Here is a 15,182-nt window from a genome sequence, read left to right as displayed (position 1 = left end):
TTTTGGCTATGCCAAACCGAAATTCATCTCCCACCTACCGTTGGGCTACGCCCTTCACACGCTTGAGGAAGGAGAATTCTTTCGGGGAATTAGTTAAATTAAAATCATATTGGCTAACGTAAAGAATACCAATCATTTACTTCTCCTATCAGCACAAGTAAATGATTGGTATTTCTCATTAATATTGCTAAAACTGAACTACGAGCAGAATACTTTATTTCATTCTTTTTTCCCTTACAGTTTGATCTTGTAATCGCTGTTGTTCTTTTATCAGTCATTCCTACATAAGCGTTGGATATTTTGCAGGTTTGTCCAGACTGAAAAGAGCTTATTAAACCATCCATTATTCACGTTCTTCTTCATATATTTGTACCGCAATTTTTTTTGTATGTGGTTAAAACTAGTTTTTAAGAAGCATATGTTTTAGCAACTGCAGAAATTCTTTATCACTTTTATCATCTTTTATGTAATCCTGTTCGTAGTTAAAAATCATTCGTACTAACATAAAAGCTGTAAGTGGTAATGGTACCTTATGCAAAGCTCCTTGCTGATAACCTTTTTCGAGCAAATTACTTATCATTTTAATTGCTTCTTCTTCAGACTTTTTAAAACAAGCTGTAATTTCAGGTGAATGGTACTCTTTATATTCTTGAAAGAGTGTAGAAACAAACGGATCTTGATGATATTCTAGGCTGATATAATGAAGGATTTTTTGTATTCGAAGTAAAACATCTTTTTCCTCTTTATATAAATCAAATAATTGTGAACGTATAAGCTGAATATGACGCATATAGCAGTCACATAATATTTCAGTTTTATCTGTATAGTAATAATAAATAGTACCTTTACCAACTTTAGCTTTCTTTGCAATTTCATCAACCGTTGTGTTACGGACACCACCCATAGAGAACAGTATTGTGGCAGATTGAATGATTTTCATTTTTTTATTTTCTTTTTCTAATTTGATCATTGTCTACACCCTATCCTTGAAATATTTAGCGAAGTTTTCTTGCATTACATTCTGTATCAGTCCATTTGTAATTTTTTAACTCCTAATAGAAAGTCCTCTATTTGCTTCTTATAGAATAACATACACCATTCTCATTTCTAGTATATAACTATAATAGAATGCAACTTTATAACTTAGGATAAAAATGAAAGTTTAAGGTAATAACTTTTTAATCAGACGATGAGAATTCAAGTGAAAGGGGACAGTGATTTCTTTCTTGAATGAATTATTTGATTTTTTATTTAATTCGTTTTATTATATAAACATGACTAAAAGATGTTTTTAGTCGGATTTTTTTACGGAAAACCGACTGATATTTAATTTTAGTCGGTTTCTATACTATTTGAGAGAAGGTAGACACTATGTGTGGAATTGCAGGGTGGATAGACTGGTCTAAAGACCTGTCTCATGAACAAGAAACGTTAAAAAAAATGACAGATGCTATCACTCACCGAGGGCCTGATGCAGAGGGGCATTGGCTTTCAAAACGAGCAGCATTAGGTCATCGACGTCTCATCGTCATTGATCCTGAAGGTGGCCTTCAACCTATGCTATATAAAGATGGAAATGATACGATTGGCCTTACGTTCAATGGAGAAATTTATAACTATCAAGAATTACGTAAAGAACTTGAAGGGAAAGGTCATGAATTTCAGACAAAGTCTGATACAGAGGTATTACTACATGCTTATTTAGAATGGCAAGAAGATTGTGTTCAACACTTAAATGGGATTTTTGCTTTTGGTATTTGGGATGAAAGATTTGGGAAATTGATGCTTGGTCGTGATCATCTAGGTGTGAAGCCTTTATTTTTCGCTCAAAGAGGAAGCGCAATTCTCTTTGGTTCAGAGTTAAAAGTTTTGCTTTCGCATCCGCTTGTAAATGCAGAAGTAGATAAAGAAGGACTTTCTGAGGTATTTTGTCTTGGACCAACACGTACTCCTGGTCATGCGATTTTTAAGGATATACATGAAGTACGTGCGGGTCATTATATGACGTTTACCTCTAATGGTTCAAATACGACACAGTATTGGAAACTTGAAAGTAAAAAACATATAGATGATATTGATACGACAGTGGAGACAATCCGCTCCATTTTACAAGATACTGTTAAACGCCAGTTAATTGCTGATAGACCAGTGGTATCTATGCTTTCCGGAGGTTTAGATTCAAGTGGTCTAACAGGTTTAGCAGGAAACGAATTTGGGAATAAAGGGGAACGTCTTCATACATATTCCTTGAATTTCATCAATGATGAAAAAGACTTTGAGCAAGACTTCCTTCGTTTTGATCGTGATGAACCTTGGGTGAAACGTGTGGCTGAATATGTAGGAACAAAGCATCACTCTATAGAGTTAGGATCAGATAGTTTAATAGAGCATTTATTAATTCCAATGCGAGCGCGTGATCTACCGGGAGTTGGGGAACTAGAAACGTCTCTTTATTTGCTATTTAAGGAAATGAAAAAAGACGCAACAGTTGCACTTTCAGGCGAATCCGCAGATGAAGTGTTCTCAGGATATCCATGGTTCCATCAAGAGAAGTTTTTAGATGCAGAGATATTCCCTTGGAGTGTTAATTTATGGTATAGTACAGAAATTTTATCAGAGGATTTTAAAGAAAAGATTAGCCCTGAAAAATATCAAAAACAAAAATTTGAAGATGCGGTTGCTGAGGTTCCTTTTTTAGAAGGTGAAAGTGATCTGCAAATGAAGCAACGTCAAATGTCTTACATGTTTATTACACGTTTCTTGCCATTTATGCTAGAACGAAAAGATCGTACAAGTATGATGAATGGCTTTGAAGTACGAGTTCCATTTTGCGATTACCGGCTTGTAGAATACTTATGGAATGTTCCATTCGAAATGAAAAGCATAGACAATATTGAAAAAGGTATTTTACGTCGAGCTTTTGAAAATATACTTCCAGAGGATGTACTTTATCGCAAAAAAAGTGCATATCCAAGCACAAAGGATGCTTCTTATCTACAAGGTATTAGTGATTGGATGTTACATGTGTTGAACGATCCTCAATCACCTATTTTACCATTAATAAATGTAGAAAAAGTTCGTGCTATTGCAGAAGGAAAAGACGAAGTAATTTCAGGTAATGATGCACGAGGTATAATAGATTATTTACTTCAAGTTAATAGTTGGCTTCAAGAATATAATATTAAATTAGTATGGTAGATGTACTTTTCAAATAAAGAGAATAGATGAATCATCAATGACCTAAGTGAACCGCATCTCCAATGTATTAGATAGTTATCTAACATTTGGAGATGCGGTTTTATTATCTTGATTTGCAATAACGCTAATCAGTTAGTAAATTAGAATTGAATAAGGGACATGGAAAGAACTAGGGGGAATAATATGAATTGGAGGTCCCACGTAAAGGAGAATACGATGAACCTTTTAAGACCAGTGCTATCAGATACTACAATTGTATTGGTCACGTTAATTATATCTCACTTGTAATAGCTTATAATAACAGGGGGAATTGTAGTGTTTTGATATGTATCTGTTTCTGTTTCACTATATTAACTATTATTTCATCGGGCTCCTTACTGAAATAATGAAGAATCATCATTTGTTTATTCTGATTTCTGGAAAAGTTTTAATAGATTCATGCTGAACAAATATACTTTTTAGGAAGAGGAGAGATTATTGATGGATAATCAATTACTATATCAACAGCCAAAAAGAGAAAAGGCACTCGTGATTGGAGCCGGTATTGCAGGTTTACTTACTGCACGCGTACTTTCCAGTTATTTTGAGACAGTGATAGTTGTTGAAAAAGATGAGTTACCTCAAAAACCATCTGAACGTCCAGGTACACCCCAAGACTTTCATCCTCATCGTGTATTACCACGCGGAGAAATAATTATGAACCGTTTCTTTCCTGGATATGTTGATGATTTATTAAAACTAGGGGCCCATAATGTCAAGAATGATAAAATGATTCGATTTTCTCCTTATGGGGCACTTGAACTAGTTATAGAACGAAAAGGTGCAGCGAGCAGTCGAGCGTTGTTAGAATGGACAATCCGCCAACGTGTACAAGAAATTCCTAATGTACATTTTCATTCAAAGCAAGTGGTGACAGGACTTCTAACTTCGTCTGATCACAAGCGTATTATTGGGATCAATATTCAAGAACGAGATGAATTAAAAACAAAGAGAACTGTTTTAACTGATTTGGTAGTTGATACATGTGGCCGTCAATCTAAACTCAATAAATGGCTTACATCTATGGGATATGATGTTCCAGAACCAGAACGTTTAAAGGTGAATTTTGGATATAGCACGAGATATTATAAAGTACCCCCACATATCAAAGAGAAATTGAGTGCAATTTCTGAAGGAGATCCTGCTAAAAACATTGGAGCTGTAGGGCTATTATATATTGAAGATAACATAGCTCAAGCGCTACTATTTGTTGCTGGAGGTACGCACTATCCACCAACCAATTCAAAAGAATATGAACAAGAGCTGGATTCATTAGTTACACCTATGATGAGGGAGTTAATCAAAGAGTTAGAACCAATTAGTGTCCCGAGAGGATTTAGAGCGCATGAGTCAACTCGTCAACATTTTGAACAAATGGAAAATTGGCCATCTGGATTATTAGTGTTAGGTGATGCTTTTTGTAACTTTGATCCCATTTATGGGCAAGGGATGACCGTAGCCGCCATCGAAGCTGATATGTTAGATACTTGCTTAAAAGAACATGCTACTCATAAACCCGGGTTCGAACGCAAAGTGCTGCAACGTATGCAAAAGGCTATTGAGCCGGCGTGGTGGTTGAGTTCAATTGCGGATTTACGTTGGAACGGTGTTGAACATGTAGGAGCCGTTCCAATAAAAGGTGTGAAATTTGCACAGAAATATTTTGATTTATATCTTAAACAAGCTTTGAAGCAAGCAAATGAGGGTAATTCATCCATGCTTCAAAAATATATAATGATGAATGGGCTAGTCCATTCACCTCATGAAGTAATTAACTCAGATATGTTAAACATGTTAATCACTGGAGATAAGTCTTCGGAAGAGAATGAACTTTTAGACGAACTTGGAGCAGCAGATAAGAGACCACTGCAAGAAAGAATACATGAACTAATCCCTTCCTTTACATTAGCTTTTGAGAATAGCATTCCAAATCTATTCTCTTCCATTTCAATTTCTAATGCCAAATGAGGAAAAGGTAGTACAAATCAATGAATATTTGTATTAGACATACTCTAATTTTGTATATTTTACACACTATATCAAAAAAGAAACATAACCTCTTATTTTCTGCAGGTATATGTTTCTTTTTATCATTTTTTCCAAGAAGACTCCTTTCTCAAAGAGCGTGAAGGGTCACAGCCCAGTGAGTAGGTGGGAAAGGAGGTATCTTCTAATATATGTTGGATGATACTTTTTTAATTTATGAACAAAAAAGCTATTGAAAGGGTCCTGATATGAATATCGAACCCTTTTCAATATGTATAATTATTTCACTGCCTCTTTTAATTCTTTTCCAGCCTTAAAAGCAGGTGCTTTTGAAGCCGCGATTTGCATTTCTTCACCTGTTTGTGGGTTACGTCCTGTACGTGCAGATCTTTCACGTACTTCAAATGTGCCAAAACCAAGAATCTGTACTTTTTCTCCATTTGCTAACGCATTTGTTATTGTATCTAATAACACTTGTGTTGCTGCAGCAGCATCTTTTTGTGTAAGTTCAGCTTTTTCTGCTACTACTTTTGTTAATTCTGTTTTATTCATTTTCTGCACCTCTTCATATGTAATTAGGTGACTATTATAACGTGTGATTACTCATGATGCAATTATACTGTACATAGGAAAGCCATAGCAAGAGATAGGGGACAATGTCTGTGTAAAAGGCATAAGAAGGATATGAATTATCGCTTTAAACTCTGTTCATATTTCTTTACATCTTCCATCGTTTTAAATATTAACACATCAAAAATTCCTTTTTCATTCCCACATACGACAACAAAACCATCTGTTGCTTCCAAAACTCTACCGACGCCACCATCTGTAAGTGTAATACTGGTGAGATGTTTTACGTTCAGTTTTTCTTCTTTTCGAATGTAAGTAGTTATGGGTGTTCCTACAGGAAATGTGTCTGTGAGCTCTTTTGTTGTATATGTGCCATCATCTACTGATTGAGTTTTAGTTGTAATGGAATCAGTTTGAGTGGCACATCCTGTTGAACATATTAAAAGAATGCCAGTAATAATACTTACACATGCTGTTTTTACCATTTACAAAATCCTCCTATAACTGTTCGTATTGTTAACCCATTTAGGGTAACAAATTATATATACGAAGTTTGTTGGATTATATGAGTCGTAATTCAACAAAGATACAGGTATTTTGGCAGAATGTGTTTCAAGCAAAAGAAAAGACACCCAAAGGTGCCTTCCTGCGACTGGAACCATCGTAATATGGTATTGGGTGACAACCCGATTATTATTTTACCACATTAAGTAATTTTGGTTGTTGAGAAATATAATTCAAATCTATATGTTGTTTACTTTTGCCTTATTAGTTTTTGTTGTCGATTTTTCAATCTGCTCGAACTTTTATATTCTTTTGGGTGTTCTTTAGAGGCCTCTGAACCACGTTTTATTTGTTGTTTCGTTTCTGTATGGAGTAAATCAGCATGCTTAATCATGAGATCAGATTCTATTTTTTAAATGTATTTTTTTGTAGATTCATAGGAGAAAGGAAAGGAAGGCGTTTTTTACCTTGCTTATTGTGTTTCATTGTGTGAAAATAGCCGAAGAAATTATTGAATACAGTACTGATAAATGATAATAGAAAGTGAGCTTTTGTGATGATACCTTATTATATAGAGATAGCTCATGAAATCGCTAAAACTGCCCATGCTGGGCATGTAGATAAAGCAGAAATTGACTACATCAAACACCCTGAGGCAGTTGCTAGCTTTGTAAATACGGCCCAAGAGAAAGCTACTGCTTATTTGCATGATGTTCTGGAAGATACAGAGATAATTGCTAATGATCTGTTAAGTGCTGGTATACCTCATAATATAGTTGAGGCAGTGCAGGTACTGACAAAAGAGAAATACACACCTTATTTTGAATATCTGAGCAAAGTAAAAGAACATTCTCTTGCCTGTACTGTCAAACTTGCAGACTTAAAACATAATTCTGATCGCTCACGCCTTGGTAGGATAACAGATAAAGACTTAAAGCGATTGGAGAAGTACCGTAAAGCGATTCAATTTCTAGAGGAATAGAAGAAACAGCAACTTCTTTAGTAGCAATTTCCTAAAATACTAGTCGTTTGAAGAGGATACTTCCTACAAAATATTCAAGTCATATAGGAACAATTCTCTGGTTGTTGTAAAATAAAAAAATAAGAGACGATATTTTAAAGAAGCCTAGAATATTGTCTCTTATCATAAGCCTTAAAACATCAATTCAGGAATATGCAAATGATTTTTAAATAAGTTCCAAGTTTCATCTAGAATGGGTTTTGGTGATATGTAAATAATTGTTCCATCCTGACCTCTTGTTAAAATAACCCGATATGCATTGAGTTTAATTTGGAACGGATCTTCGACACCCCATTGATAATGCTGTCCCTTCCAAGTTCCATTCTGTAGATATAGATCATCATCCCAATGAACGAGCGTCATATCTAGTTTAAGTCCCTGTGTTTGAAATTCAGTTGAGCTATAGTTGAGTGTTCTACAATAGTATTTGGATTCGGGATAGTTAAAGTATTGAGCGATCTTACTAGGGCGTTCATATCGTTCATCTCTTGGTAGAATAGGGACTTCTTTTTGAAGATCAGCGCCACCAGCACAGACAACACCAACTGTTTTTGTATCATCCTGATAAAGCTGATGTAAAGTGAGTTTGGCTTTGTTTAAATCACGTGTAATAAAAAGTTGATAATGTTCTTTTGGTAGATTACTAATAAGCTCTTTTGTTTGTTCAAAATTAGCATCTAATAAGGAATTAATAATTTCATAGTATTTTAAAGCTGTATGAGCACGGAAAGATGAGTTTAAATGTAGCTGAGAATGAGTTCTATAATGTGCTGCATTTGTAAATAAAGAATTAGGATGTTTAGAGTGAACAGTCACGTTTTTTCCTGCGATTGCATGATTCCACAGGGTGAGGCCACCTTCTTCTCCAGAATAGATCTCCTGTCCGTCACCAATTAAGCCAATTGTTACACTCCACGGTTTATTGTTTGTTGTAATATGGTGGTTATGTTCCGTCCGATAGCAATTTTTAGACCGATCGTAATAGTAGTTTGACATATTATTACGTACCTCCTTTTAGTACATGCTATGCGGAGGGGAGGATTGGGTCATGCGGCAGTGGATTTAAGAGGAAAGGTGAATAGAGGTGAATAAGAAAACCGCCTATTACGGGCGGTCGCATTTTTATATAGTTCGATTTCTTTTTATTTTTGCCTTTATGTATTTTATATTTTTAATAGTCTTATGAATCATAATAGGTATTAGAATGATCATTATAATGCAATAGAATACATTCCAAGCGGTACTAATATACGTATCGTTTAGTCCTTTCATATTTAACCAGTAATCCACTGCCATCCCACCGAATAAAAGTGATAAACATAACGTGCTGGCCTCTTTTTCTTTATTCCCAAGAAACATAATGAAAAACAAGAAGAAGAGAGCGATAAGTATATTGATATTATCAAAAATCATCATAGCAAACACCACCTTTCAAATAAGAATACTGATGCTAATTATATTCCATTATACGCAGGAGATTCCCAGTATTCTTTAACGACTTTAGGTATATTTTTATAACCAAAGTGATCGAATGTGATTTTATCGAAGTCATTACGAGTTATTTGTATTTTCATAACCGGATCACTAGATTTATTGTCATATGTATCAGTCAGTTCATTCACTTTAATTAATATATTAGAATATAATTATAACAAATAAAAGGATATTATGGGAGTGTGAATTATTTTTTATGGACAAATTTGTAAGAAATAATGCGGGATAACAAAATTCTATACTTCGAATAGGTTTAATTTAGACCTCATATCTCTCCACATGGTTCTCGACCTCAGAAAAATCCCATAAAAATAACGCTCTATTCGTTGATAGAACGCCATTTCATTGTATCCGTATGACCCCGGGAGAGGATCAAATTCATGCCCTTCACCCATATGAAGGTGAAGGTTTAGTTTATTACTTATCTTCCTGCATTATAAAATTCCAAAAACGTTTTAATTCTTCACGCTTTTGGGATGGAGCAAGCTTTATATCATTTAGCCATTGATCTAGTTCTGAATCATTTCTTTTCCCTTCGGCATAAAAATCTCTCCCTAGAAGAAAATCAGTAGATACTTTAAAGTAATCTGCTATACGTATCAAGGTATTGTAATCAGGTTGACGTTCATTACGTTCATACATACCAATTGTACTTTCACTTAGTTGAAGCGATTGAGCAAGTTCTTTTTGCGTAATTCCTTTTTGTTTTCTTAAATCACGAATTATATTTCCAAACGTTTTCATTCTATCACCTGATAATATATTAACACAATGTGTGTTAATATATTAAAATTTTTAAAAATTGATAATTAAAATCTATTGACAACACATTTTGTGCGGTTTATATTTTAAATAACAACACGAAATGTGGTTTTAGGGGGGAATGTATGAATTATGAAAGAGTAGCTGAAAATTTAATTAATCTAAGAAATGGGAGATCTAGAGAAGAGGTGGCAAAAGCAGTGGGAATCAGTATTAGTACATTGCAGATGTATGAAAATGGCCAGAGAATCCCACGAGATAATATAAAAATAAAATTAGCGAATTTCTATGGTGTTACAGTTCAAACAATTTTTTTTGATTGCGAACAACACGAAGTGTGTTGAACGATATTAGATTTTTAAGTTTATGTAGCGATTTTGTAGAAAGGTAAGTTTAGAAAGTGTTTTAGGCAATTTTACATAAGAACATAATATTTTTATCATTATATATAAATTATAGGAGTGTATTTGCATGAACATGAAAATATTTGAAATGCGTGAAAAACGATTAGCGGAACTATTAGGTGCAAAAGTACTTTGGGAATTTATCAGTGCTGTAACAGAGGAAATTGAAAAGCAAGAATTAGAGTCTACACCAAGTTTACTAGAAGATCTATTCGTACATGTGAAAGAAACCATTCAAATTCAAAATATGAATCAACGCATAACAAAAGCCCCTGTAAAAACAGAGGCTGATGGTATAAATAAAGATACATTATTTATAGAAGCATATGTAGAATTAATCAATCATAAGTTTGTTATTTCTGAATTAGCTGTAGAGCTTTCATCTGTTCTAAAAGAATTAAATTGTTTTGTTCAATCATCTTTGCCACAGCTTCAAAGTGAGCTTGATTCTCAAGAACCTCAATCTGCTTCTCTTTAGGAAGTGATTGAAGTATTTCTTTTATTTCTTTACACTCGTATATGTTATTCTCCGAGTCTTCAATTAATTTATTACGACGATTGGTGTATTCAAGTGCACCTAAAGTCGCTAATGCGCGAGGATCTAATCCTAGAATTTCCATGTATTCCTCTCCTTTCCTCTACAATAATTCGATAGGGGGAAGGAGATTCCTTTAATGAATTAGTAGAGTCGTTATATAGCTATACAAATTGTTAATGATTAGTAGACATGTTACCTAGCAGGATATAATAGGATTAGACTTTAAAGAGCTTCTAAAAAGGATCAAAAGAAAGGGGAATCCAGTAATTCTCACTCTTTTTTCTTAAATGCTAAATATGACACGTTTGATTCCTTTTATCATGAATTTTAAATGGGATTCTATAAGGAAGATTAGATAGCTATAGGGTATGTAATATGAATAGATAAATGAAATGAAAGAGACTTGTAACCGTCAGTATTATAGGTATATTAAGGGGTTATTAGGCAATATGTTTTAAATTGTTTAAGAGTGGGAATCTATGTATTACTCGTTACTTAAGAAGTAAAAGCTTAGACATTAAAATAGGGAAAAGTATTTAAGTTACTGGTATAGATGAAATAATGGAGCGTATGAAATTAAAACATGATGAAACATGTTGAAATAAATAGAAGGGGATGTTTAGGTAGGTTAAGCAGAGAAATAAGGCATGCAGAGAAAGTGGCTATTGAATTCGAAGAAGTTAAAGTGTGAAAGGTGTCACTTATGTAAGAATATCTATTGCTAATTTACTCTATATAAAAAAGTAGCTGCACAAAAGTACAGCTAGACTTCTACACAAATTTATATGGCCTTGATAACGAATTGGGATTGAGGTATATATAGTAATTGAGCTGCTAAAGAAGTTGTTGTGTTAGCAAATGGGTATGTTTCCTTATAAGGAAAACTACTATACACTATTTCATTCATTTCCAAGGTCGTGAACAGTTTTTTTAGGATTTTTTGAGAAATTTTATTTGTACAAGCAGCAATAAAATCATAATCTTTTTTACTTATCTCTTGAATGGCATGTGAAAGAAGGGTAGTGACTATACCACTTCCCATCCAATCTGGATGACAAGCGCCCATATCTAGATAGACCAATTTTTCTTTATCTAAATGAGAAAACTCAATAGATTCTGTCTCTAATGTATCTAAAAGTTGAAAAATAGGTTTCATTTGCGGGCATAGTTCAATCGCTTTCTCTGTATCTATTAATGGCTGGGTTAATTTTTTTGTTAAAAGAACTCCAACAATTTGAAAATTTTCTATTGCTACAAATGACATTGCTTGAGATACAGCTTGCTTTATCATTTCTTCGCACATTTTGTGAAAAGGAGCAAAGGGAATTTGTAAACTGCTTACAAGAGGTTCGTTATTCACAAAAGAATGTGCAAGTAAATGTGCTGCATCTTTCACGTGGTGTGTATCAAGTAGCTCAATATTCATATGTTTTTCCTCTTTCCTGATATAGTGAATAGTAATTAAAAGGATTAAAAATTTTATTTAATTTAGTTAAGTTTAACTATTAAAGCGCTAACAAAAATGGTTATTAAACATATGAATAAATTTGTTTAGTGGCAATCGAAATATGTTCATAAAGAAATTCTACGATCTCATCTATACATTCAACAGTTGTATATGGAGAGATTGAAAAGAATTTTAATGTAGAAATCGGATTTCTATCATAACTGTTTATTACATCTACTACACAAGAACGAGTTGTATCACCAAAAAATACTTGATCGCGATTTTTTCCTAGGTAATTAAATAGTTCTATATTTAATCGGTTTGTATCCTCAATCTCTTCTTTTGTTGCAAGGCCTATTCGTTCTTTTTCCCAATTTTCTTGGCCATCTCCATTCATATAGAAACGGAAAGTTGTAATTGGTCCATATGTAAAATCATTAGTGATTGCGACTTGAGGTAGAGCCTCACGCAACTTCTCTCTAAATAATAGATTTACACGGACATAATTTGCTAATAATTTTTGATATCCTTCAATTCCGAAGGCTAATAGATTGATATACATGGGAATAGCGCTACCAGCCCGTGAACATTCTAAGGTATAGCCTGTATGATAACTACCATATGATCTATTACCAAGATAAGGTGTATCATCTTGTTCAATGTCCATCAGTTGTAAATCAGTATGATTTTTTACGATTAAAATACTTGAAGCATAAGGTGTTTGTCCTAATTTATGAAAATCAAAACATACACTGTCTGCAAGGGACATATATTGCATTTTATCTTGCACGTATTGTAAGGCATTTTTCACATTAGGTTCAAATGAGAGTGAATTTTCTTCAAAACTATAATTATTAAAGAAACTATAGAATCCGCCCATTGCAGAATCCGCATGGATATAAATAGGTTTTAATTTATATTTTTTTTGTATTGCTTCAGCGCTCTCTTTAATCTTTTTTATATCATCAATGGTAAATGTATCTGTTGACCCCATAGTAGCTAGAATATAAAGGGGGATACCGCCATTTTTAATAACTTGTATCATCTTAGCCTCTAAATCATCTATATCCATAGAACTTGTATAGGGATCTGTTTTCACTTTTATTAAGTGATTCGATCCTATGCCAGTTGCTTCAGCTGACTTTAATAAACTATAATGTGCATTTTCAGAAGCAAAGCAATAAACATTTTGTGGAGCACCATGTTCTTTTGCTAATGGGAATTGTTTAGAAATTGCTAAACGTAAGCTCGAAAATACACAACCTTGTCCACCCCATGTTGTATAGCCGCCGCTATTATGTGGGTTATAACCTATTAGTTTTGAAAGCATGGATACAACTTTTACTTCTGCTTCTGCTGCCCCTGGACCATATACATCCCAAACACCATTACCATTTAAAAGGGCCATGGTTAGTACACCTAATAGTGAAGGTATACTTGGTAGTGGTACAGCGTTAGACAAGTAATATTTATTTGGATAAGGATGTCCATTCATAAATTGGTTTAGCTCTTCTATAACCTCAGACATAGTGATTCCAGCTAGTGGTATATGACTTTGGTGAATTAAGCTATTATAGTATCCTTCTGATTTTTCCTCACATTTACCTAAAGTAGCTCGCTCTTCATTTTTTAATTGGTCAAGATTTTTAATTATTTTCTGCATAGATTCTAATAAAAGTTGTTGTTTTTCTTCATTTCCGTCAACGCTCGGAAATAGTTTTAAAATATCTTGCATGCAGTCACTTCTCCTTGTAAAAAACTGGTTTTTTATTTTACTTGGTTAAACATAAGGGTATAATGATTTGTAATTGCCCTTTTGAATCCTTAGAAATGAGGAGCTATTTAGAAAAAAATGTAATTCCATAGAAAATTATATGAACTATGGAATTTAAAGTAAAGAAAAATTTTTTGATTTATTTTTAAAAAAGTAATTGTGAGATAATGAAGTTTCTAAAAATATATCTGAATTAATTGTTTATTTATTTTATATGTTGTCCTAACATGTATTAAACTAGTGTAGTAGATATTTTAATATAATGTAGAACGTATTATAAGGTAGTTGAATAAAAGTGTTCAACTACCTTATAAACTGTAGATATTGTCGGAAAAAGAGAAAAAATAGGGTGGAAGTGTTAAAGATATGTTCTAGTGGAGAAGAAGTAGTAGTATGGATTTGGTAGTAAAATCAGCATAATTTTTTATAGAAGAATAATTATTCGATCAAAGTTTTTTAATGAATTCAATTTCATTATTTAATAATAATGGACGAGTTAAGTGTGAAGAATTTTCTTCAACCTGAGTAGGAGTTTTTGCACCAGGAATCGCAACTGAAACGGCTGGGTGGCTTAAAACATAACGTAAGGCGATTTGCGCTAGACTTCGATTTGATCGTACAAGTGAATCTAATTTCTCTACTTTGTTTAAGCTATCTTTAAACCACTGTTCTTTTGGCCAATCTTTTCTTAAATCATCGTCTGGAAATTGAGTTTCATGATTAAATTTCCCAGTTAAAATTCCCATCTTAAGTGGACCTCTTATCACAGCACCTAAATTATGTTTTTCAATATAAGGAAGGATGTCTTTTTCAGGTGCTTTATTTAAAATACTATAATCAAATTGTACAACATCTAAATCATCATTCTGATTAAAATGTTTAATATAATCTAAATCATTAGTAGAAACGCCAACTGCTCTCACTTTGCCAGATTTTTTTAAGGTTTGGAAAGCTTGTAGAAAAGCTTCTGTTTCTTCATGTTTATCCCACCAAATATGACAAAAGTACACATCTATATAATCCGTTTTAAGCCGCAGTAAACTAGCATCAATGATCTTTTTGGGATCTCCATAAACTGCTGGTTGACTTGGGTCATAATGATGACCAATTAATCTACCTTTTGTAGAAAGAATGATATCCTGCCTACGTTTATTTATGGCTTTCGCAACGAGTGTTTCACTATGACCTAGTCCATAAACATCAGCAGTGTCAATTAAATTAACTCCTAGGTCAATTGCTTTATTGATTGCATCAATGGATTCATTATCTTTTACTGCGCCCCATTCATCTCCACCAATCGCCCAAGAACCAAATCCTATCTCTGAAACTATTAATCCCGTGTTACCTAATAATCTATATTCCATTATGTACGGACTCCTCCTATTCAGTTTATATTATTAGAAATATATATAGTGACCTGTTGGAATATCCTTGAATTTATTTTC

At 33.4% G+C, this 15,182-nt stretch carries 14 protein-coding genes and 1 pseudogene; 5 read left to right on the top strand and 10 right to left on the bottom strand.

Features of this window, described 5'->3' with window-relative positions:
• Positions 1–116: 116 nt before the first annotated feature.
• Together MR155_RS27965 and MR155_RS27960 are read right to left on the bottom strand one after the other, a co-directional pair.
• A pseudogene (locus MR155_RS27965) lies at positions 117–344 on the bottom strand (IS4 family transposase); the annotation flags it as partial.
• A 56-nt stretch (positions 345–400) separates the two neighbouring features.
• On the bottom strand, positions 401–970 hold the full coding sequence (locus tag MR155_RS27960) for a TetR/AcrR family transcriptional regulator (protein ID WP_002016934.1): 570 nt from the start codon (positions 968–970) through the stop codon (positions 401–403).
• Between the two features lie 401 nt (positions 971–1,371).
• On the opposite strand from MR155_RS27960, the gene asnB reads away from it, so the two are divergent.
• Complete coding sequence (gene asnB, locus MR155_RS27955) at positions 1,372–3,198, top strand: asparagine synthase (glutamine-hydrolyzing) (protein ID WP_002144203.1); 1,827 nt, start codon at positions 1,372–1,374, stop codon at positions 3,196–3,198.
• Positions 3,199–3,678: 480 nt separating this feature from the next.
• Positions 3,679–5,205 carry an FAD-dependent oxidoreductase gene (locus MR155_RS27950; protein WP_242311679.1) on the top strand — a complete coding sequence of 509 codons (1,527 nt, stop codon included), beginning with the start codon at positions 3,679–3,681 and terminating at the stop codon, positions 5,203–5,205.
• 297 nt (positions 5,206–5,502) lie between these two features.
• Here MR155_RS27950 and MR155_RS27945 read toward each other — a convergent pair whose 3' ends face one another.
• Together MR155_RS27945 and MR155_RS27940 are read right to left on the bottom strand one after the other, a co-directional pair.
• Positions 5,503–5,775, bottom strand: coding sequence for an HU family DNA-binding protein (locus MR155_RS27945; RefSeq protein ID WP_242311677.1), 273 nt, complete (start codon positions 5,773–5,775; stop codon positions 5,503–5,505).
• Between the two features lie 137 nt (positions 5,776–5,912).
• Complete coding sequence (locus tag MR155_RS27940) at positions 5,913–6,278, bottom strand: hypothetical protein (RefSeq protein ID WP_242311672.1); 366 nt, start codon at positions 6,276–6,278, stop codon at positions 5,913–5,915.
• A gap of 575 nt (positions 6,279–6,853) precedes the next feature.
• Between MR155_RS27940 and MR155_RS27935 the strand changes: the two genes are divergently transcribed.
• A complete protein-coding gene (locus tag MR155_RS27935; RefSeq protein ID WP_242311668.1) occupies positions 6,854–7,279 on the top strand; it encodes a GTP pyrophosphokinase in 426 nt (141 codons plus the stop codon).
• A gap of 171 nt (positions 7,280–7,450) precedes the next feature.
• On the opposite strand, the gene MR155_RS27930 is transcribed toward MR155_RS27935, so the two are convergent.
• The 3 genes from MR155_RS27930 to MR155_RS27920 form a co-directional block, all read right to left on the bottom strand.
• The gene (locus MR155_RS27930; protein ID WP_277958777.1) at positions 7,451–8,314 is read right to left on the bottom strand and encodes a DNA/RNA helicase domain-containing protein; all 864 of its coding nucleotides are present in this window, start codon (positions 8,312–8,314) and stop codon (positions 7,451–7,453) included.
• 126 nt (positions 8,315–8,440) lie between these two features.
• Positions 8,441–8,734 (bottom strand): hypothetical protein, encoded by a 294-nt coding sequence (locus MR155_RS27925; RefSeq protein WP_242311667.1) that lies wholly within the window; start codon positions 8,732–8,734, stop codon positions 8,441–8,443.
• A gap of 495 nt (positions 8,735–9,229) precedes the next feature.
• The gene (locus tag MR155_RS27920; RefSeq protein ID WP_242311666.1) at positions 9,230–9,556 is read right to left on the bottom strand and encodes a helix-turn-helix domain-containing protein; all 327 of its coding nucleotides are present in this window, start codon (positions 9,554–9,556) and stop codon (positions 9,230–9,232) included.
• Positions 9,557–9,699: 143 nt separating this feature from the next.
• Between MR155_RS27920 and MR155_RS27915 the strand changes: the two genes are divergently transcribed.
• Positions 9,700–9,918, top strand: a complete 219-nt coding sequence (locus tag MR155_RS27915; RefSeq protein WP_098516675.1) for a helix-turn-helix domain-containing protein — start codon at positions 9,700–9,702, stop codon at positions 9,916–9,918.
• Positions 9,919–10,045: 127 nt separating this feature from the next.
• Entirely contained in the window at positions 10,046–10,456 is a 411-nt protein-coding gene (locus MR155_RS27910) for a hypothetical protein (protein WP_242311665.1), read from the top strand.
• A gap of 841 nt (positions 10,457–11,297) precedes the next feature.
• Here MR155_RS27910 and MR155_RS27905 read toward each other — a convergent pair.
• The 3 genes from MR155_RS27905 to MR155_RS27895 all read right to left on the bottom strand — a co-directional run bounded on the left by MR155_RS27905 (position 11,298) and on the right by MR155_RS27895 (position 15,101).
• Positions 11,298–11,942 carry a GNAT family N-acetyltransferase gene (locus tag MR155_RS27905; protein ID WP_242311664.1) on the bottom strand — a complete coding sequence of 215 codons (645 nt, stop codon included), beginning with the start codon at positions 11,940–11,942 and terminating at the stop codon, positions 11,298–11,300.
• Positions 11,943–12,045: 103 nt separating this feature from the next.
• Entirely contained in the window at positions 12,046–13,698 is a 1,653-nt protein-coding gene (locus tag MR155_RS27900) for a pyridoxal phosphate-dependent decarboxylase family protein (RefSeq protein ID WP_242311663.1), read from the bottom strand.
• A gap of 485 nt (positions 13,699–14,183) precedes the next feature.
• A complete protein-coding gene (locus MR155_RS27895; RefSeq protein ID WP_242311662.1) occupies positions 14,184–15,101 on the bottom strand; it encodes an aldo/keto reductase in 918 nt (305 codons plus the stop codon).
• Positions 15,102–15,182: the final 81 nt, after the last annotated feature.

Source organism: Bacillus cereus group sp. BfR-BA-01331 (genome assembly GCF_022663915.1).
GTDB classification, from domain to species: Bacteria; Bacillota; Bacilli; order Bacillales; family Bacillaceae_G; genus Bacillus_A; species Bacillus_A mycoides.
This window is presented reverse-complemented; position numbering and strand designations above follow the sequence as displayed.

Coding starts and splice junctions, on each gene's coding strand:
- MR155_RS27960 (WP_002016934.1), bottom strand. CDS start 970: ATGATCAAATTAGAAAAAGAAAATAAAAAAATGAAAATCATTCAATCT.
- asnB (WP_002144203.1), top strand. CDS start 1,372: ATGTGTGGAATTGCAGGGTGGATAGACTGGTCTAAAGACCTGTCTCAT.
- MR155_RS27950 (WP_242311679.1), top strand. CDS start 3,679: ATGGATAATCAATTACTATATCAACAGCCAAAAAGAGAAAAGGCACTC.
- MR155_RS27945 (WP_242311677.1), bottom strand. CDS start 5,775: ATGAATAAAACAGAATTAACAAAAGTAGTAGCAGAAAAAGCTGAACTT.
- MR155_RS27940 (WP_242311672.1), bottom strand. CDS start 6,278: ATGGTAAAAACAGCATGTGTAAGTATTATTACTGGCATTCTTTTAATA.
- MR155_RS27935 (WP_242311668.1), top strand. CDS start 6,854: ATGATACCTTATTATATAGAGATAGCTCATGAAATCGCTAAAACTGCC.
- MR155_RS27930 (WP_277958777.1), bottom strand. CDS start 8,314: ATGTCAAACTACTATTACGATCGGTCTAAAAATTGCTATCGGACGGAA.
- MR155_RS27925 (WP_242311667.1), bottom strand. CDS start 8,734: ATGATGATTTTTGATAATATCAATATACTTATCGCTCTCTTCTTCTTG.
- MR155_RS27920 (WP_242311666.1), bottom strand. CDS start 9,556: ATGAAAACGTTTGGAAATATAATTCGTGATTTAAGAAAACAAAAAGGA.
- MR155_RS27915 (WP_098516675.1), top strand. CDS start 9,700: ATGAATTATGAAAGAGTAGCTGAAAATTTAATTAATCTAAGAAATGGG.
- MR155_RS27910 (WP_242311665.1), top strand. CDS start 10,046: ATGAACATGAAAATATTTGAAATGCGTGAAAAACGATTAGCGGAACTA.
- MR155_RS27905 (WP_242311664.1), bottom strand. CDS start 11,942: ATGAATATTGAGCTACTTGATACACACCACGTGAAAGATGCAGCACAT.
- MR155_RS27900 (WP_242311663.1), bottom strand. CDS start 13,698: ATGCAAGATATTTTAAAACTATTTCCGAGCGTTGACGGAAATGAAGAA.
- MR155_RS27895 (WP_242311662.1), bottom strand. CDS start 15,101: ATGGAATATAGATTATTAGGTAACACGGGATTAATAGTTTCAGAGATA.